Genomic DNA, 16,946 nt, shown 5'->3' on the forward strand with positions numbered 1-16,946 from the left:
CAATGCGATCGGTCAGGCCGACACGCTTATAACCGATCGTTCTAAAACTCCCACATGCGTGCCGGGTCAGTTTCTGGGTACCGGCCATTTCGGCGCGGTTCAGCAACACCCTCCCCAACGGAAAAACCGGTAAGGACCTTATGTGCGGATTAGCTGGCGAGTTACGTTTTGATCAACAACCTGCAGACCTTGCAGCCATCGAGCGAATCACCCATCACCTGGCCCCTCGCGGCCCCGATGCGTGGGGCTTCCATGCCCAGGGACCGATTGCCCTGGGCCATCGACGCCTGAAAATCATGGACCTGTCGGACGGCTCGGCGCAGCCGATGATCGACAGCCAACTGGGCCTGTCCCTGGCCTTCAACGGCGCGATCTACAACTTCCCGGAACTGCGCGCCGAACTCGAAGCGCTCGGTTACGCGTTCTATTCCGGCGGCGACACCGAAGTGCTGCTCAAGGGGTATCACGCCTGGGGCGAAGCGCTGCTGCCGAAACTCAACGGCATGTTCGCCTTCGCCATCTGGGAGCGTGACGCCCAGCGCCTGTTCATCGCCCGCGACCGTCTCGGTGTGAAGCCGCTGTACCTGTCGCGCACCGGCCAGCGCCTGCGTTTTGCGTCAGCCCTGCCGGCACTGCTCAAGGGCGGCGACATCAACCCGATCCTCGATCCGGTGGCGCTCAATCATTACCTGAATTTCCACGCCGTGGTGCCCGCGCCGCGCACCTTGCTGGCCGGCATCGAAAAGCTGCCGCCAGCGAGCTGGATGCGCATCGAAGCGGATGGCACCACCGAGCAGAAAACCTGGTGGACCCTGCCCTACGGCCCACGCGACGACGAGAAAAATCTGACACTCGAAGACTGGCGCGACCGCGTGCTCGACAGCACCCGCGAAGCCGTGGCGATCCGCCAACGAGCGGCAGTGGATGTGGGTGTGCTGCTTTCCGGCGGCGTCGATTCCAGCATGCTCGTCGGCTTGCTTCGTGAAGTCGGCGTGGAAAACCTGTCGACCTTTTCCATCGGTTTCCAGGATGCCGGCGGCGAGCGCGGTGACGAATTCCAGTATTCCGATCTCATCGCCAGGCACTACGGCACCCGGCACCATCAATTGCGCATCGACGAAAAAGAGATCATCGAGCAACTGCCCGCCGCGTTCCGCGCCATGAGCGAGCCGATGGTCAGCCACGATTGCATCGCCTTCTATCTGCTGTCCCGCGAAGTGGCCAAGCACTGCAAAGTGGTACAGAGCGGCCAGGGCGCCGACGAACTGTTCGCCGGTTATCACTGGTATCCACAGGTGGACGGCGCGGCCGATCCGTATGCGGCCTATCGTGAGGCGTTTTTCGACCGCAGCTACGACGATTACGCCGCCACGGTGCAGCCGAAATGGCTGACCGCCAATGACGCCGCTGGCGACTTCGTGAAGGAACATTTCGCACAGCCCGGCGCCGATGCAGCAGTCGACAAGGCTCTGCGCCTGGACAGCACTGTGATGCTGGTGGACGACCCGGTCAAACGCGTCGACAACATGACCATGGCCTGGGGCCTGGAGGCGCGCACACCGTTTCTCGACTATCGCCTGGTGGAGTTGTCGGCCCGTATTCCCGGCAAATTCAAACTCCCGGACGGTGGCAAGCAGGTGTTGAAAGAAGCCGCGCGACGGGTGATTCCGAGCGAAGTGATCGACCGCAAGAAGGGTTACTTCCCGGTACCGGGTCTCAAGCATTTGCAGGGCGATACCCTGAACTGGGTACGCGAACTGCTGCTCGATCCAAGTCAGGATCGCGGCCTGTTCAACCCGGCCATGCTCGACAAATTGCTGACCGATCCACAAGGTCAGTTGACCCCGCTGCGCGGCTCCAAGCTGTGGCAACTGGCGGCCCTGAACCTGTGGCTCAGCGAACAAGGAATCTGATCGATGAAACCTCACGCCACGGCTTACAGCCAACGGCTGCTGCGCGGTCAGACGCCGTCCTACGAGCGCTTGCAGGCGCGACTGGCCGAGGACGGCAGCGAGCCGGCCGCCGAACCGATTGCAGTGCACTGCGGCTGGGGCCGATTGCTGATCGGCCACACCTTTCCCGATCCGGCGAGCCTTGCCCGGGAACTGCTGAACGAGCAGACCGGCGAGCGCGACATCGCGTTGTACGTCGCCGCGCCGCAGCAGATTCTCGGCCTGGAACCGACCCAACTGTTTCTCGACCCGTCCGACACCCTGCGGTTGTGGTTCAGCGATTATCGTCAGGCAACCCGGGTATTTCGTGGCTTTCGCATTCGTCGTGCGCAAAGTGACGCGGACTGGCAGGCGATCAATAAGCTGTATCAGGCACGCGGCATGTTGCCGATCGATCCCACCCTGCTCACCCCGCACCATCAGGGCGGCCCGGTGTACTGGCTGGCGGAAGACGACGACAGCGGCGCGGTAATCGGCAGCGTCATGGGCCTCAATCACCAGAAGGCTTACAACGACCCGGAAAGCGGCAGCAGTCTCTGGTGCCTGGCAGTCGATCCACAGTGCTCGCGTCCCGGTGTCGGCGAAGTGCTGGTACGGCATCTGATCGAGCATTTCATGAGCCGCGGCCTGAGCTACCTCGATCTGTCGGTGCTGCATGACAACCGTCTGGCGAAAAATCTCTACGCCAAGCTCGGTTTTCGCAACCTGCCGACCTTCGCCATCAAGCGCAAGAACGGCATCAATCAGCCGCTGTTCCTCGGGCCGGGGCCGGAGGCACAGTTCAACCCTTATGCGCGGATCATCGTCGAGGAAGCCCATCGGCGCGGCATCGATGTGCAGGTGGACGACGCCGACGCCGGGCTGTTCACCCTCAGCCACGGCGGGCGCCGGGTGCGCTGCCGCGAATCCCTGAGCGACCTGACCAGCGCCATCAGCATGAACCTGTGTCAGGACAAGAGCCTGACCCACAAGGTGTTGAAAGCTGCCGGACTGAATGTGCCGTCGCAGCAATTGGCGGGGAACGCGGACGACAATCTGGCGTTTCTCGACGAATACCAGCGAGTAGTCGTCAAACCGCTGGATGGCGAACAGGGCCAGGGCGTGGCGGTGGATCTGCAGACCATCGAGGACGTGCAGCAGGCCATCGAAGCCGCCAGGCAGTTCGACACTCGCGTACTGCTCGAAAGCTTCCACGAAGGCCTGGACCTGCGGATTCTGGTGATCGGTTTCGAGGTGGTTGCAGCGGCAATCCGGCGGCCGGCAGAAGTGGTCGGCGACGGTCATCATTCCATCGGCGCGCTGATCGAAGCCCAGAGCCGGCGACGGCAAGCGGCGACCAGCGGCGAAAGCAAAATCCCGCTGGATCACGAAACCCAGCGCACCCTGCACGCGGCCGGTTATGACTACAACAGCATCCTGCCGGCCGGTGAGCATCTGTTCGTGCGACGCACGGCGAACCTGCACACCGGCGGCACGCTGGAAGACGTCACGGCGATTCTGCACCCGACTCTGGCCGACGCTGCCGTGCGCGCGGCCAGGGCGCTGGAGATCCCGATGGTCGGCCTCGACCTGATGGTGCCAGCGGCGGATCAACCGGCGTATGTGTTCATCGAAGCCAACGAGCGGGCGGGTCTTGCCAACCATGAGCCGCAACCGACGGCCGAGCGGTTTGTCGATCTGTTGTTTCCGCACAGTCAGCCGGCCGTTTGATTTCTCTTCGGCGTCATTCCCGCGTTCAACGCGCGAATGACGCCCCGCAACAGGAGTTTCCATGACCACCCAAATTCCCGAACCGGACCTGAACTACCTGCAGAAAGTCCTGCTGGAAATGCTCGCCATTCCCAGCCCCACCGGGTTCACCGACACCATCGTGCGCTACGTCGCCGAGCGTCTAGAAGAACTTGGCATTCCCTTCGAAATGACCCGTCGCGGCACGATCCGCGCCACCCTCAAAGGCAAGAAAAACAGCCCCGACCGCGCAGTGTCGGCGCACCTCGACACCATCGGCGCCGCCGTGCGCGCGGTGAAAGACAATGGGCGTCTGACCCTGGCCCCGGTAGGTTGCTGGTCGAGCCGGTTTGCCGAGGGCAGTCGCGTCAGCCTGTTCACCGACAACGGCGTGATTCGCGGCAGCGTGTTGCCATTGATGGCTTCCGGTCATGCCTTCAACACTGCCGTGGACGAGATGCCGATCAGTTGGGATCACGTCGAGCTGCGTCTGGACGCCTACTGCGCGACCCGCGCCGATTGCGATTCGCTGGGCATCAGTGTTGGCGATGTGGTGGCCTTCGATCCTTTGCCCGAGTTCACCGAAAGCGGCCACATCAGTGCCCGCCATCTGGACGACAAGGCCGGTGTCGCCGCGCTGCTGGCCGCGCTGAAAGCCATCGTCGACAGCGGCCAGGAGTTGATGATCGACTGTCATCCGCTGTTCACCATCACCGAGGAAACCGGCAGCGGCGCGGCGGCAGCGTTGCCGTGGGACGTCAGCGAATTCGTCGGCATCGACATCGCCCCGGTCGCACCGGGCCAGCACTCCAGCGAACATGCCGTGAGCGTGGCCATGCAGGATTCCGGCGGCCCGTACGACTATCACCTGTCGCGGCACCTGTTGCGACTGGCGGGTGAACACGAGTTGCCGGTGCGCCGCGACCTGTTCCGCTATTACTTCAGCGACGCCCATTCGGCCGTCACTGCCGGTCACGACATCCGCACCGCCCTGCTCGCCTTCGGCTGCGACGCGACCCACGGCTACGAACGTACGCACATCGACAGCCTCGCGGCACTTAGTCGCTTGCTCGGGGCCTACATTCTGAGCCCGCCGGTGTTCGCCAGCGATGCGCAACCGGCCAATGCTTCACTGGACCGATTCAGTCATCAGATCGAACACGAAACGCAGATGGAGAGCGACACCCGTGTGCCGTCGGTAGACAGCCTGGTGGGGCAACGCTCGGAGAGTTGAGTCTGGCCCTCGGCGGTCATTCGCCGTAGCATCCCGACATTGATTTAGCCGAGGTGCCCATGCTGATTCCCTACGACGCGCTAGAAGTCGACACCCTCACCCGCCTGATCGAGGATTTTGTCACCCGTGACGGTACCGACAACGGTGACGACACGCCGCTGGAAACCCGCGTGCTGCGGGTTCGCCAGGCACTGACCAAAGGTCAGGCGCTGATTGTCTTCGATCCGGAAAGCGAGCAATGCCAATTGATGCTCAAGCACGACGTGCCCAAGCACCTGTTCGACTGAAAACGGTCAGCGGCCCTTGCCGCTGGCCTGTTTGCGCTGGATCCGTTCGTAGACCTCGGCGCGATGCACGCCGACCTGCTCCGGCGCTTCGACGCCGAACCGCACACTGGAGCCGTTGACCGCCAGAACGCGCAGAGTGATGTTGTCGCCGATGGAAATCAGTTCACCGACAACACGGCTGAGTACAAGCATGGGAGGTGTCCTTCAAGGTTTGCGAGCCTTGAAGATGCGCGGGTTTCGCCCGCCCTACAATGCACGCCGGGCAATTCAGTCATTCCCTACGCGCCAAGGCGCGCAAGCCTTCAGACGTTTCCTTCAGGCCTGCGAGATTCAGCTCGCGGAAAACCTCGGCCCGAACAGAATCACACTCGCCCCGATCACACACAACGCCACTCCGATCCAGTCCGAACCCAGCGGGCGGATGCGTTCGACCACCGCCAGCCAGCCAATCGAAGCAATGATGTAGATGCCACCGTATGCGGCATAGGCGCGACCGGCGTAGGTCGCTTCGACGCGCGTCAACAGCAGCGCGAACAGGGTGAGGCTGATCAGCGCCGGGATCACCCACAGGGCGCTCTTGCCCTGGCGCAACCACATCCAGAACGCGAAACAACCGGCGATTTCGAACAGCGCGGCGAGGAAAAACCACAGGTAGTTGAGCATGCAAAACATCTCGTCGGGGTGACTGTTGCGGCCACCCTAACGATGCGGCGAACGCGGGGCAAGTTCAGCCGTTGTTCTGTCTGGCCTTGGCGCGCATCTTTTCAGCCATCGCGGTCATTTCGTTGTAAAGCAATTGCGGGTTCTTCTGCTTGAGCGCCCAGGCCATGCGTCCTTGTTCGTGGGGCAGGATCATGAACTCACCGGCCGCGACTTGTTTGTAGATGTAGTCGGCAATATCGCTGGCGGTAATCGGCGAACTTTCCAGCAACTTGCCGACCTGGGCTTTCATCGCCGGCGTCGGGCCACGGAAAGAATCCAGCAGATTGGTCTGGAAGAACGACGGGCAGACCACATGAACCCCGACTTCCTGTTGAGCCAGTTCGATCAACAGACTTTCCGACAGCGCCACCACACCTGCCTTGGCCACGTTGTAATTGCTCATCGCCGGGCCCTGCATGAGCGCGGCCATCGAGGCAATGTTGATGATCTTGCCCTTGCTCTGCTCCAGCAACGGCAGGAACGCCTTGCAGCCCTTGACCACGCCCATCAGGTTGATCGCGATCTGCCAGTCCCAGTCCTCCAGCGACAGCTCGCTGAAGAAACCGCCCGAGGCCACCCCGGCGTTGTTGACGATGATGTCGATGCCGCCAAGTTTCACTTCGCAGGCCTGGGCGAATGCGGTGAGCTGGCTGTAATCACGCACGTCGCAGCGCTGGATGAAGCCATCGCCGCCAGCCTCGCGAACGAGTTTCAGGGTCTCTTGCAAACCGGGCTCGCTGACGTCGGACAAGGCCAGTTGCCAGCCTTCACGCGCCCAGCGCAGCGCGATTTCGCGACCCAGGCCTGAGCCCGCGCCAGTGATCATCATGCGATTTTGCATAGCAGACAGCCTTGTTGTTCCGGGGAAGATGCGCGGAGTGTAGCGAAGGATCATCAGCGACCCACGCTCCATCAGATTGCTGAATGGCGAGGGCAAACCGCGACAACAAACGAAATAAGCACGCGAGCCAAATACCTTAAAAAAACATTGAATTTTCTTTCATGCGCACCAGTCGGAATTTGTAAGCCGTCTGGAATTAGTTCAACTTCCAGCCGCCCTTGAACACCAAGACTTCACAGACGCTATCAACAAGGAAATAGACATGGGCACAATTCTAATCATCATCCTGATCCTGTTGCTGATCGGTGGTCTGCCGGTCTTCCCGCACTCCAGAAGTTGGGGTTATGGCCCTTCGGGCATTATCGGTGTGGTGCTGGTAGTACTGTTGGTGCTGTTGTTACTCGGTCGGATATGACTGTTTGACCGACAAAAAAAGAGGCCCTTCAAAAGGGCCTCTTTTTTATTGCGCCGAATGATCAGTCCGGCTTGCCGTTAATCACACCGGCGGTATTGTCGAGCAGGCTCTTGGTAGCCGTCTGCAGGAACGCTTCGAGCTTGAGCTTCAGCTCGGCGGTGCGCGGTGCGTCCGGAATGATTTCGGCAGAAGGATTGGCGCCCAGTTGGTACTGATAGATCTTCGGTGCCATTTCCTTCTCTTTCGGCAGCACCAGAATCTGGTCGGCGGTGACAATGGCGGTGGTCTGCTCGCTGCCCGACGGCTTGATCACACCGAAACCGGTGTCACCCTGCGGCAGGTTCAGCAGATCGCGGCCCCAGCACTGATGGCGCACTTCGCCGCCGAGGCGACCCATGATGGTCGGCACGATGTCGATCTGGGTGCCCACAGTGTGGTCGCGGGTACCGAATTTCTCCTGGATGCCCGGTGCGATCATCAGCATCGGCACGTTGAAGCGGCCCAGGTCCATTTCGGTGATCTGACGCTCGTTGCCAAAACCGTGGTCGCCGACGATGACGAACAGGGTTTCCTTGAAGTACGGCTCCTTGCGGGCCTTCTCGAAGAACTGGCCCAGCGCCCAGTCTGCGTAACGCATGGCGGTCAGGTGCTCGTTGAGCGGGCCACGATCGGTGACGCGCTCGACCGGCAACGGCGTAGGCAAGGCATACGGCGTGTGGTTGGACAGGGTCTGCAGCAGCGCGTAGAACGGCTTGCCGTTTTCCCGCGCCTTGAGCTCCACCAGACCACGGTCGAACATGTCCTGGTCGGACACGCCCCAGGTCGGATCGGAGAACACCGGGTTCACGAAGTCGTTGCGGCCGACGAAGTTGGTCATGCCCTGGTTGCTGAAGAATCCGGACTGGTTGTCCCAGGCAAAGTCACCGTTGTAGACGTAGACATCGTCATAGTTGCGCGCGCTGAGCAACTGCGGCAGGCCGGACAGTTTGTGGCTGCCCTCCGGTGTCTGCATCAGATACTCGAAACCCGGCAGGTTCGGGAAGCAGGCCATGGTGGCGAACATGCCCTGGTGGGTATGGGTGCCGTTGGAGAAGAAGCGGTCGAACAGCAGGCCTTCCTTCGACAGCTTGTCGAGGTACGGCGTGATGTTGCCCGGCGCGCCCAGAGCACCGACCGAGTGACCGGCCATGCTTTCCATCAGGATCACGACGACGTTCTTGATCGGCAGGGTCTTGTCGGCAGGCGGCGTGTATTCACGACGCACGGCGGCGATATCGGCATCTACCAGTTTGTCGTCCGGCATCACCAGCATCTCGCGCACGACTTTCTGCGCCTGATCCTGCGGCAGCGTGGCTTTCCAGATGTTGTCGCGATCCTCGCCCATCCGGTCCTTGGCCGCCGCGATCAGCGACAGCGTGCCGTTGAGGCCGAGCTGGTTGGCGAAGTTCGAATCGGTGGTGTACACGTCACCCCAACGCAGCGGCGGGCCTTGACGCAGAGTGCCGCGAGCGGCGACCACGCAGATCAGCAGGCACACCACGAACACCGCCAGACGCGCATACCAAGGCGCCACTTGACGGGTGCCGACGTTGCCACCGCTGAACGGGCCACGTGGGCGGGTCAGACGGTCGGCGCCCTTGAACGCCAGGGTCAGGATCAACGTGCCCACGACCCACGCCAACAGGTAGCGCACCACCGGGAAACCGTACCAGAGCATGCTCATCACGGTTTTCGGATCTTCCTTCACGTACTGGAACACCAGGCCGTTGAGGCGCTGGTGGAACTCGCGATAGAAGTCCATCTCCATCAGGCCGAGGAACAGCGCGATGCTCGAAGCGACAGTCAGCCACAGACGGAAGAACCCGCGCGCCGCCATGGCCCGGGCACTGAACAGCGCCAGCACCAGCGGAATGCAGACATACACCACCAGACGAATATCGAAGCGCAGGCCGTTGGCGAAGGCTTCGAGGAACGTCGAGGCTGGGGTATCGAGGATCATCTCGCGGTTGTAGACCAGCAGCGCGAGGCGCAGCACGGAAAACATCACCATCATGACCAGCGCGCACAGGAGCGTGTAGGCCAGATGCGATTTGACGGTCGGTTGCAGCAGGCGACTGGAAGATCGCTGCTGACTCAGGGCGTCCGGGTTTGCCATGTCGTTTTAGGACCCATTGGAAGTTGAAGTTGCAAAAATTCAGCTGCGCCCTGCCCTCTGTTGGCCGTTCCAGGCCCCGGGGCTTGCGCGGAGCGCAAATGTTGCACGATCACCGGCGGCATTGCCATTGATTAGTGCCCGCTGCCGGACGCTTTCATTCAAGGCACAGCGCATCGGGACAGGTGCAAACAGCGCGGGCGAATTGTCTTGGAGACTTTGTGAAAATTTCGTTCAACGCATATCCGGAAACACAATAAGCCTTGAAAACAAAACGCCCCGAATTCTTCGGGGCGTTTACAGATGAACGCGAAATTTATTTCTCGGCGCGTTCTTTCAAGGCTTTCAGGGTGTTGAACGGTGCATCGACCACAAACTTGTTGGCGATCATCGACGGCACGCTGCCACCTGGCTCGGTGTGAACCTGATAAGTCACTTCAACCTGATCGCCCTTTGGCACGAACTTCCAGAAACCTTTGACCTGCGCGACCCGCACAAAGCCCTTCTCTTCGGGCAGGTACTTCGGCAAGCCTTCCAGATTGCGGGTCAGGCTGCCATCGGCGCCTTCAACAGTGGTGACATGCAGGATGGAGTCGCGCGGAGTGACCGGCCATGGCGTGTTGAACTGAGTGTAGGTCCAGCTCTGGTCACCTTCGTGCTTGAGCAGTTTCTGGGTCTTGCACTCGTGAATCCAGGCGCACGCACCGGAAACGTCTTCCTGCAAGGCGCGCAGTTTGGCGACGGTGGTCTTCATCAAGGTCACGCCCTGATAAGACTTGTAGTCCGAACCCGGCACTTCGCTCAGGGAGACCTTGATGCCGTCCTCGTTCTTGGCGACTTTCCAGTCTTCAGCCTGGGCGGCCGAGGTGGCCAGCACGGCAGTCAAACCACACAACACAGCGATACGATGCAGCGAACCCATAGTCTTATTCCTTATTGTTGAAGTTCCGTTCGTTTGACACATCACGCCGCCGTCATCTGCTCCCACCAGCCGAGCAGTCTGATCGCGTCTTCCTGGCTGCTGCCGCAGACGTCGGGATCGGCCTTGAAGCCTGAACAGACCGCCGGACGCTCCGGTCGGCCGAAAATGTTGCACAGGTTATCGACCGACAACTGAACGCAGCGTTCACCGGCAGGTTTGCCATCGGGCATGCCTGGAATCGGCGAACTGATGGAGGGGGCAATGCAGCAGGCGCCACAGCCTTCACGGCATTTCATGACGACGCGTTCCTCGCAGCGGGCAATGTGTTAAAGGGACGCGGAACAGGGTAACCGCTTAAACGGCTGTTTTAAATTCCCTGAACCGGGGTTTTTACGCAGAAACGAAAGTGACTGACCAGTCTCCGACAAAGCGTCTGGTCTGCGGGTCACCGATGGGGACGATTTATTGCTTGAACTCGAAATCCAGCGCCGCGCCTTCGACTTCCCGACGCTCCTCATTGCGCAGCTGCAACTGCATTTCGTTGCTGAGCAAACGGCCGTTGAGCTGGAACCCGCTGTTCTTGTCGCCGAACATTTGCGGCAGGATCGGTTCGCGCTTGGGCAGCGTCACGGAGCCAGGCGGTTTCAATTCCTGGACCATGTCCTTGGGCAGACTCAAATCGAGCTTCGTGGACGGCAACGGCGTCTTGGCCACTTCTTTCGCCGACTTGGACTTGGAAGCGACCGGAGCGCGCTTCTTGGCTGGAACAGCCTTTTTCGGCGGTTCTTTCTTCGCTGGAACGGCTTTCTTGACCGTGACCGTTTTTTTCGCGGTGGCTGCATCCGGCGTCTTTTCCTGAGCCGCGGCCGCCGTCGCGCCAGGCACATGACCCATCATCAACAGGCAGAGCACAACCCAGGCGACAGAAAATTTCGCTTTCATGAACCCAACGAAGCTAACGGCAGAGGGCCATATGCTCGCCTGTTGGACGCCACATGACAAGCTCCGCCACTGTTTCAAAATCCGCCGGCCATCTCCTGGCAGAGCTGGGTCGCCAACATGCCAAGGGTCATCAGCGCCCGTTCCGCTTCACGATTCCACGGTATGCCGCAGTTCAACCGGATGCAGTGGTTAAACTGCTCGGTGTTGCTGAAAATCAGGCCCGGCGCAATGCTGATGCCCTGTTGCAGCGCCCGCACGTGTAATTCCTGAGTATTGACCCGCCCCGGCAGACTGACCCACAGAATGAATCCGCCGGTCGGCCGGGTCATCTGTGTGCCTTCGGGAAAGTATTGCTGAACCGCCAGCTGGAACGCACTGAGATTTTTTCGGTATTCCTGGCGGATGTACCGTAAATGCCGGTCATAACCACCGTTTTCCAGGTAAGCCGCGATGGCCATTTGCGTGACACTGCACGCCGAATGGGTGCTGAAGGTCTGCAAGCGCTGGATTTCCTGCTGATACTTGCCGGCGATCATCCAGCCGATGCGCACACCGGGGGACAACGTCTTGGAAAAACTCGAGCAATAGATCACCCGATCGAGCCGGTCGTAGGCCTTGAGCGACTTGGTGCGGCCCTGCTCGAACATCAACTCGCCATAGATGTCGTCTTCGACAATCTGGATATCGAAGTCCGAAGCCAGTCTCAGCAGTTGTTTTTGACGCTCCTCTGGCATGGTGCCGCCGAGCGGATTACTCAGGCGCGTGGTCAGCACCAGCGCCTTGATCGACCATTGGTTGGCCGCCAGTTGCAGGGCTTCGAGGCTCATGCCGGTGGCGGGGTCGCTGGGGATCTCGATGACTTTCAGGCCCAGCAGATCCGCCAGTTGCAGCAGTCCGTAATAAGTCGGTGATTCGGCGGCGATCAGGTCGCCGGGGCGGGTCAGCACCCGCAACGACATCTGCAAGGCGTCGACGCAGCCGTGGGTGATCACCACTTCCGAGGGGTCAACGACCACGCCTGCATCGCGCATGCGAATTGCCACTTGCCGGCGCAACGGTTCGAAACCGGGGCTGAACATGTAGCTGAACGCCCGGGGGCTGTGAAATCGGGTGACCTTGGCCAGTTGCTGATGCAGGGCGCGCACTGGCAAGTAATCGACACTCGGCACCGCCGCTCCCAGCGGGAACACGCCTTCACGACGTGATTCGACCAATACTTGCTGAATGATGCTGCTGCGGGTGACCAGGCCTGGCCGTTCGACCCGGGCGATGTCCGGCGTGGGCGCCGTCAGTGCGGGAGTCTGGTGCACGTAGTAACCGGACTGCGGCCGCGCGCGGATCAGGCCCTGATCCTCGAGGTTGGCGTAAGCCTGCAGCACCGTGGCATGGCTGACGTTGAGCTGCGAACTCATCTTGCGCACCGAAGGCACGCGCTCGCCCGGTTGATAGACGCCACGGCGGATATCTTCGGCCAGCTGTTGAGCAATACGTTGGTAGAGCAAGAGATTGGTCATGACGCAGCACTCGATTTCACGGGCGTTTTATTCTTGTGTGAAACAATACCGGAACAGTTTGGAAGTGTACTGGGACAGTTGCCATATTAGTCAACCATACAGTGCTGTGTCGGTGAAATCTGTACTGCTTTGTGAGGTAATCGACAGACGTAAAAAAGCCCGGCGCTGCCTGACAGCCCGGGCTTTCCAGTAACGCCACCCTCAGCGGGCGGCGCCGAGCTGGCCTTTTTCGTCGGAGAACACGATTTCAACCCGACGATTCTGTGCACGCCCGCGCTCGGAAGCGTTGGCGTCCACCGGGTATTCGTCGCCGTAACCTTCGACCTGAATACGCTTTTCGTCGATGCCCAGATCCGTCAACACGTCTGCTACCGACTGCGCGCGATCGCGGGACAGTTTGAGGTTTTCCTGTTTGCCACCGGTGCTGTCGGTGTAACCCTCGATACGCACCACGCGTTTCGGGTTGAGTTGCAGGAACTGCACGATTTTCAGCACAACGCGGTTGGCCGAGTTTTTCAGTTCGGCTTCACCGGTGTCGAACAGCACGTCACCCAGGGTCATCACCAGACCACGGTCGGTCTGGGTAGTGGCCAGTGCAACGATCTGCTCTTCCAGCCATTTACCCTGCTGTTGCACGCTCAGCAGTTTGGACTCGCGCAGTGCCAGTTGCAGGCGTTGGCGCTCCAGCTCCAGCTTCGCTGCGCGCTCTTCGTTGAGCACCTGATTGGTGTGCTCACGGGCAATTTCGCTGTAGCGCTGACTCAGGTAGGCGTAATGCACCACGTCCGAGCCGCTGCCCCAGTACGTCGACAGTCGATCGGCACGGGCCAGGGACTCGCCGGCACGAATCACGTCTTTCGGCGCGATGCGCAGCACGTTGGAATCCTCCTTGACCTTCTGGAAATCGGTGCTGGCCTGCTGCAATGCGGATTCGCTGTGCTGACCGGCGCAGCCGTAAAGGCTGGCGCAACCGGCAAGGATCAGAGCGCCAATGGCTTTGGACTTCAGGCTCATTGGGCATCCCCCAGTTGCTTGCGCAGTCGGACGATGCGGGTATTGAGCACATTCACATGCTCTTCGCTCTTCTGGGTCAACACTTTGGCTTCCGCCAGACGTGCGTCGAGTTCGGCCTGTTCGAATCGCATTCGCGCATTTTTGTAAGACTCACCCGCCATACTGCCTTTGGCCCGGTTGAACTTGTCTTCTGCCAGTTTCATTTCCGGCACGTCTTCGGCGGTGGCGCCCACGGCTTTGGCTTGCTCAAGTGCCTGCTCGGTCAGGCGCATTTGTTCGTTGGGTGCCGGATCGCTCGCGCAACCGGCCAGGGCCAGAACGGCCATGGCCGCGAAAAGAAGTCGATTACTCACTAAAAATCCCTACTGTTTTGGGGCGCTGACAGGTGCTTGCGGTGGCTGTTGCTGCTGCGCCTTCCAGCGCTCGATGTTGCGTTGCAGCGCGGCTTCCGTCAGGCCGGATGCGGGCAATTCTGTCATCTTTTTGGCCAGCTGTCCGCGCAACCACGGATCGTTGCAGGCCGAGTTGTGCGAAACCGCCAGGAACAGACCAGGCCGATCGATAGGTTGTTCAAAGGCCAGCAGATCATTGGCCATACCCAGTGCCTGCGCGGCCGCCATGCCCGAGTAGCGACCGGCGAGTACATATTCCACCTCGCCCAGCAGAAGTTTCTGAAACGCCTGGGTCAGGTTTGCCGTACGGCTCAGGGTCAATTGCTGCTCGGCGAAAGTGCCGAATGCCGGAGTCATTCGAGACTTTTCCGACAAGCCGCCGGTATGCCCGTGCAGATCAATGGCTTCGGTGTAAACCAGCGTCGAGCCTTTACGCGTCCATACCAGGTAATCGTTTTCCAGCAACGGCGGGTGAATGTAGTCGAAATTTTCCAGCTCATTGAAGGTCATCGGCGCGTCGGCCAGCATGTCCATGCGCCCGCTGCGCACTTCGTCGAGGGCCCGGGAACGCTTGCCGGCATACAGCAGTTCGACTTTGATGCCCAGATCCTTGGCCACCTGTTGCAACAGGTCGGCACTGGCACCGATCAGTTGTTTGGGATTCTGCGGATCCTGCCAGAGGTACGGCGGTGCATCCGGGCTGCCGGTCACGACGAGCCGCTCGCACTTGCCCGCCGCCACCGACAGGCCCGGCAACAATGCCAGCCCCAGCAACCACGAACAGCCCAACCGAAGATGCAGATCCATGGCGAAACGCTCCCACTCAAATCCGAGACAAAAAAAAGCCCGACCAAAAGGTCGGGCTCTTTATAAGTGAAGCAGCCGGATTAGACCAGCTTCTCCAGCTCAGGTACGGCTTCGAACAGATCCGCCACCAGGCCGTAATCGGCCACCTGGAAGATCGGTGCTTCTTCGTCCTTGTTGATCGCAACGATCACTTTGGAGTCTTTCATGCCGGCCAGGTGCTGGATCGCGCCGGAGATACCGACGGCGATGTACAGCTGTGGCGCAACGATCTTGCCGGTCTGACCGACCTGCATGTCGTTCGGTACGAAACCTGCGTCGACCGCGGCGCGGGAAGCACCCACGGCAGCGCCCAGCTTGTCGGCCAAGGCGTACAGGTGTTTGAAGTTGTCACCGTTCTGCATGCCGCGGCCGCCGGAAACGACGATCTTGGCAGCGGTCAGCTCAGGACGATCGGACTTGGCCAGTTCCTCGCTGACAAAGCTGGAAGTGCCGGCGTTGTGAGCAGCAGCAACCGCTTCAACAGTAGCCGAACCGCCTTCAGCGGCAACCGGGTCGAAACCGGTGGCACGCACGGTGATCACTTTGATCGCAGCGGTCGATTGCACGGTAGCGATGGCGTTACCGGCGTAGATCGGGCGCTGGAAGGTGTCAGCGCTTTCTACCGAGATGATCTCGGAGATCTGGTCAACGTCCAGTTGTGCAGCAACGCGCGGCAGGATGTTTTTACCGTTGGAAGTGGCAGCAGCCAGGATGTGGCTGTAGCCAGCGCCCAGCTCTGCTACCAGCGGAGCGACGTTTTCCGGCAACTGATGCGCGTAGGCAGCATTGTCAGCGTTCAGGACTTTGCTCACGCCAGCGATTTTCGCAGCGGCTTCAGCCACGGCGCCAGCGCCCTGGCCCGCAACCAGAACGTGGATGTCGCCACCGATTTTGGCAGCGGCAGCAACGGTATTCAGAGTGGCCGGGGCCAGCACCTTGTTGTCGTGTTCGGCGATTACCAAGATAGTCATGATTAGATTACCTTCGCTTCGTTTTTCAGTTTCTCGACCAGTTCAGCCACCGACTTGACCTTGATGCCCGCGCTGCGTGCAGCCGGCGCTTCGACTTTCAGGGTCTTGTTGGTGGAGGCGGTGGAAACGCCCAAAGCATCCGGAGTCAGCGTCTCGAGAGGCTTCTTCTTGGCTTTCATGATGTTTGGCAGGGACGCATAACGCGGCTCGTTCAAACGCAGGTCGGTGGTGACGATCGCTGGCAGTTTCAGGGAAACGGTCTGCGCGCCGCCGTCGATTTCGCGGGTCACGGCGACGGTGTCACCGGAAACTTCGACTTTAGAGGCGAAAGTGCCCTGACCATAGCCGCTCAGTGCAGCGAGCATCTGGCCGGTCTGATTGTTGTCGCTGTCGATGGCCTGTTTGCCCAGGATCACCAGCTGAGGCTGTTCCTTGTCGACCACGGCCTTGAGCAGTTTGGCCACGGCCAGGGAAGTCAGGTCTTCAGCGGATTCGACGAGGATGGCGCGGTCGGCACCCAGAGCCAGTGCGGTACGCAGCTGTTCCTGAGCAGTGGACGGACCGATGGAGACGACGACGATTTCAGTCGCAACGCCTTTTTCTTTCAGGCGTACGGCTTCTTCCACTGCGATTTCGCAGAACGGGTTCATCGACATCTTGACGTTGGCGAGGTCTACGCCGGAATTGTCCGCCTTGACGCGAACCTTGACGTTGTAATCCACAACGCGTTTGACAGCTACAAGAACCTTCATGGATTCCTCGTTACTCTCCGGTGAAAAGAAAGTCGCCTAGGCGAACCTGGCGGTTGATGCTCATCGGGCACAAGGGCACCTCTAAAAACGCCGGCTGAGCGGGATGACCGTTCGTCAGTCGTGACCGACGAGTCATGCCGCGCCGCGGTGTGTAAACTGCGCGCCAAACCTGCGCTGCGCATCACCGGTTACCGCCTACGCCCTGTCTTTAGAGGTGCTCTTGAAACCACCATTCAGCCTACGGCGAGCGCAAAACCGCCCGTATCTTGACCGGAACGCCCA

18 protein-coding genes are annotated in these 16,946 nt (G+C 60.4%); 5 read left to right on the top strand and 13 right to left on the bottom strand.

Features of this window, described 5'->3' with window-relative positions:
• The first annotated feature begins 140 nt into the window (after positions 1-140).
• From MKZ87_RS18190 to MKZ87_RS18205, 4 genes are all read left to right on the top strand, one after another.
• The gene (locus tag MKZ87_RS18190; RefSeq protein WP_266201496.1) at positions 141-1,913 is read left to right on the top strand and encodes an N-acetylglutaminylglutamine amidotransferase; all 1,773 of its coding nucleotides are present in this window, start codon (positions 141-143) and stop codon (positions 1,911-1,913) included.
• A 3-nt stretch (positions 1,914-1,916) separates the two neighbouring features.
• The gene (gene ngg, locus MKZ87_RS18195) at positions 1,917-3,662 is read left to right on the top strand and encodes an N-acetylglutaminylglutamine synthetase (RefSeq protein WP_266201498.1); all 1,746 of its coding nucleotides are present in this window, start codon (positions 1,917-1,919) and stop codon (positions 3,660-3,662) included.
• 61 nt (positions 3,663-3,723) lie between these two features.
• Entirely contained in the window at positions 3,724-4,914 is a 1,191-nt protein-coding gene (locus MKZ87_RS18200) for an osmoprotectant NAGGN system M42 family peptidase (RefSeq protein WP_085696955.1), read from the top strand.
• Positions 4,915-4,973: 59 nt separating this feature from the next.
• Positions 4,974-5,201 (top strand): YheU family protein, encoded by a 228-nt coding sequence (locus MKZ87_RS18205; RefSeq protein ID WP_003192759.1) that lies wholly within the window; start codon positions 4,974-4,976, stop codon positions 5,199-5,201.
• 6 nt (positions 5,202-5,207) lie between these two features.
• On the opposite strand, the gene csrA is transcribed toward MKZ87_RS18205, so the two are convergent.
• The 3 genes from csrA to MKZ87_RS18220 form a co-directional block, all read right to left on the bottom strand.
• The gene (csrA, locus tag MKZ87_RS18210; RefSeq protein WP_007950875.1) at positions 5,208-5,393 is read right to left on the bottom strand and encodes a carbon storage regulator CsrA; all 186 of its coding nucleotides are present in this window, start codon (positions 5,391-5,393) and stop codon (positions 5,208-5,210) included.
• 138 nt (positions 5,394-5,531) lie between these two features.
• On the bottom strand, positions 5,532-5,864 hold the full coding sequence (locus MKZ87_RS18215; protein WP_007950874.1) for a YnfA family protein: 333 nt from the start codon (positions 5,862-5,864) through the stop codon (positions 5,532-5,534).
• A gap of 64 nt (positions 5,865-5,928) precedes the next feature.
• On the bottom strand, positions 5,929-6,744 hold the full coding sequence (locus tag MKZ87_RS18220) for an SDR family oxidoreductase (protein ID WP_085696956.1): 816 nt from the start codon (positions 6,742-6,744) through the stop codon (positions 5,929-5,931).
• A gap of 256 nt (positions 6,745-7,000) precedes the next feature.
• On the opposite strand from MKZ87_RS18220, the gene MKZ87_RS18225 reads away from it, so the two are divergent.
• Positions 7,001-7,159, top strand: a complete 159-nt coding sequence (locus tag MKZ87_RS18225) for a DUF3309 family protein (RefSeq protein ID WP_169432680.1) — start codon at positions 7,001-7,003, stop codon at positions 7,157-7,159.
• Positions 7,160-7,220: 61 nt separating this feature from the next.
• Here MKZ87_RS18225 and MKZ87_RS18230 read toward each other — a convergent pair whose 3' ends face one another.
• From MKZ87_RS18230 to MKZ87_RS18275, 10 genes are all read right to left on the bottom strand, one after another.
• Complete coding sequence (locus tag MKZ87_RS18230; protein WP_085696957.1) at positions 7,221-9,314, bottom strand: LTA synthase family protein; 2,094 nt, start codon at positions 9,312-9,314, stop codon at positions 7,221-7,223.
• 313 nt (positions 9,315-9,627) lie between these two features.
• Positions 9,628-10,233, bottom strand: a complete 606-nt coding sequence (locus MKZ87_RS18235; protein WP_085704686.1) for an START domain-containing protein — start codon at positions 10,231-10,233, stop codon at positions 9,628-9,630.
• Positions 10,234-10,274: 41 nt separating this feature from the next.
• A complete protein-coding gene (locus tag MKZ87_RS18240) occupies positions 10,275-10,529 on the bottom strand; it encodes a YkgJ family cysteine cluster protein (protein WP_085683506.1) in 255 nt (84 codons plus the stop codon).
• A gap of 166 nt (positions 10,530-10,695) precedes the next feature.
• Entirely contained in the window at positions 10,696-11,175 is a 480-nt protein-coding gene (locus tag MKZ87_RS18245) for a translation initiation factor 2 (RefSeq protein WP_266201563.1), read from the bottom strand.
• Between the two features lie 74 nt (positions 11,176-11,249).
• On the bottom strand, positions 11,250-12,689 hold the full coding sequence (locus MKZ87_RS18250; RefSeq protein WP_007950868.1) for a PLP-dependent aminotransferase family protein: 1,440 nt from the start codon (positions 12,687-12,689) through the stop codon (positions 11,250-11,252).
• Positions 12,690-12,890: 201 nt separating this feature from the next.
• The gene (locus MKZ87_RS18255) at positions 12,891-13,703 is read right to left on the bottom strand and encodes an OmpA family protein (RefSeq protein WP_266201503.1); all 813 of its coding nucleotides are present in this window, start codon (positions 13,701-13,703) and stop codon (positions 12,891-12,893) included.
• Positions 13,700-14,056 carry a DUF4398 domain-containing protein gene (locus MKZ87_RS18260; RefSeq protein WP_170929698.1) on the bottom strand — a complete coding sequence of 119 codons (357 nt, stop codon included), beginning with the start codon at positions 14,054-14,056 and terminating at the stop codon, positions 13,700-13,702. The genes MKZ87_RS18255 and MKZ87_RS18260 overlap by 4 nt, the downstream gene beginning before the upstream one ends.
• A gap of 9 nt (positions 14,057-14,065) precedes the next feature.
• Entirely contained in the window at positions 14,066-14,902 is an 837-nt protein-coding gene (locus MKZ87_RS18265) for a substrate-binding periplasmic protein (RefSeq protein WP_266201504.1), read from the bottom strand.
• 80 nt (positions 14,903-14,982) lie between these two features.
• Positions 14,983-15,912 carry an electron transfer flavoprotein subunit alpha/FixB family protein gene (locus MKZ87_RS18270; RefSeq protein WP_085704692.1) on the bottom strand — a complete coding sequence of 310 codons (930 nt, stop codon included), beginning with the start codon at positions 15,910-15,912 and terminating at the stop codon, positions 14,983-14,985.
• Positions 15,913-15,914: 2 nt separating this feature from the next.
• Positions 15,915-16,664 carry an electron transfer flavoprotein subunit beta/FixA family protein gene (locus MKZ87_RS18275; protein WP_085704694.1) on the bottom strand — a complete coding sequence of 250 codons (750 nt, stop codon included), beginning with the start codon at positions 16,662-16,664 and terminating at the stop codon, positions 15,915-15,917.
• Positions 16,665-16,946: the final 282 nt, after the last annotated feature.

It is taken from the genome of Pseudomonas sp. MCal1, from assembly GCF_026341415.1.
In the GTDB taxonomy this organism is placed as follows: domain Bacteria; phylum Pseudomonadota; class Gammaproteobacteria; order Pseudomonadales; family Pseudomonadaceae; genus Aquipseudomonas.

Excerpts from the sequence above, each read along its gene's own strand:
- MKZ87_RS18190 (WP_266201496.1), top strand. The coding sequence starts at position 141 with ATGTGCGGATTAGCTGGCGAGTTACGTTTTGATCAACAACCTGCAGAC.
- ngg (WP_266201498.1), top strand. The coding sequence starts at position 1,917 with ATGAAACCTCACGCCACGGCTTACAGCCAACGGCTGCTGCGCGGTCAG.
- MKZ87_RS18200 (WP_085696955.1), top strand. The coding sequence starts at position 3,724 with ATGACCACCCAAATTCCCGAACCGGACCTGAACTACCTGCAGAAAGTC.
- MKZ87_RS18205 (WP_003192759.1), top strand. The coding sequence starts at position 4,974 with ATGCTGATTCCCTACGACGCGCTAGAAGTCGACACCCTCACCCGCCTG.
- csrA (WP_007950875.1), bottom strand. The coding sequence starts at position 5,393 with ATGCTTGTACTCAGCCGTGTTGTCGGTGAACTGATTTCCATCGGCGAC.
- MKZ87_RS18215 (WP_007950874.1), bottom strand. The coding sequence starts at position 5,864 with ATGCTCAACTACCTGTGGTTTTTCCTCGCCGCGCTGTTCGAAATCGCC.
- MKZ87_RS18220 (WP_085696956.1), bottom strand. The coding sequence starts at position 6,744 with ATGCAAAATCGCATGATGATCACTGGCGCGGGCTCAGGCCTGGGTCGC.
- MKZ87_RS18230 (WP_085696957.1), bottom strand. The coding sequence starts at position 9,314 with ATGGCAAACCCGGACGCCCTGAGTCAGCAGCGATCTTCCAGTCGCCTG.
- MKZ87_RS18235 (WP_085704686.1), bottom strand. The coding sequence starts at position 10,233 with ATGGGTTCGCTGCATCGTATCGCTGTGTTGTGTGGTTTGACTGCCGTG.
- MKZ87_RS18240 (WP_085683506.1), bottom strand. The coding sequence starts at position 10,529 with ATGAAATGCCGTGAAGGCTGTGGCGCCTGCTGCATTGCCCCCTCCATC.
- MKZ87_RS18245 (WP_266201563.1), bottom strand. The coding sequence starts at position 11,175 with ATGAAAGCGAAATTTTCTGTCGCCTGGGTTGTGCTCTGCCTGTTGATG.
- MKZ87_RS18250 (WP_007950868.1), bottom strand. The coding sequence starts at position 12,689 with ATGACCAATCTCTTGCTCTACCAACGTATTGCTCAACAGCTGGCCGAA.
- MKZ87_RS18255 (WP_266201503.1), bottom strand. The coding sequence starts at position 13,703 with ATGAGCCTGAAGTCCAAAGCCATTGGCGCTCTGATCCTTGCCGGTTGC.
- MKZ87_RS18265 (WP_266201504.1), bottom strand. The coding sequence starts at position 14,902 with ATGGATCTGCATCTTCGGTTGGGCTGTTCGTGGTTGCTGGGGCTGGCA.
- MKZ87_RS18270 (WP_085704692.1), bottom strand. The coding sequence starts at position 15,912 with ATGACTATCTTGGTAATCGCCGAACACGACAACAAGGTGCTGGCCCCG.
- MKZ87_RS18275 (WP_085704694.1), bottom strand. The coding sequence starts at position 16,664 with ATGAAGGTTCTTGTAGCTGTCAAACGCGTTGTGGATTACAACGTCAAG.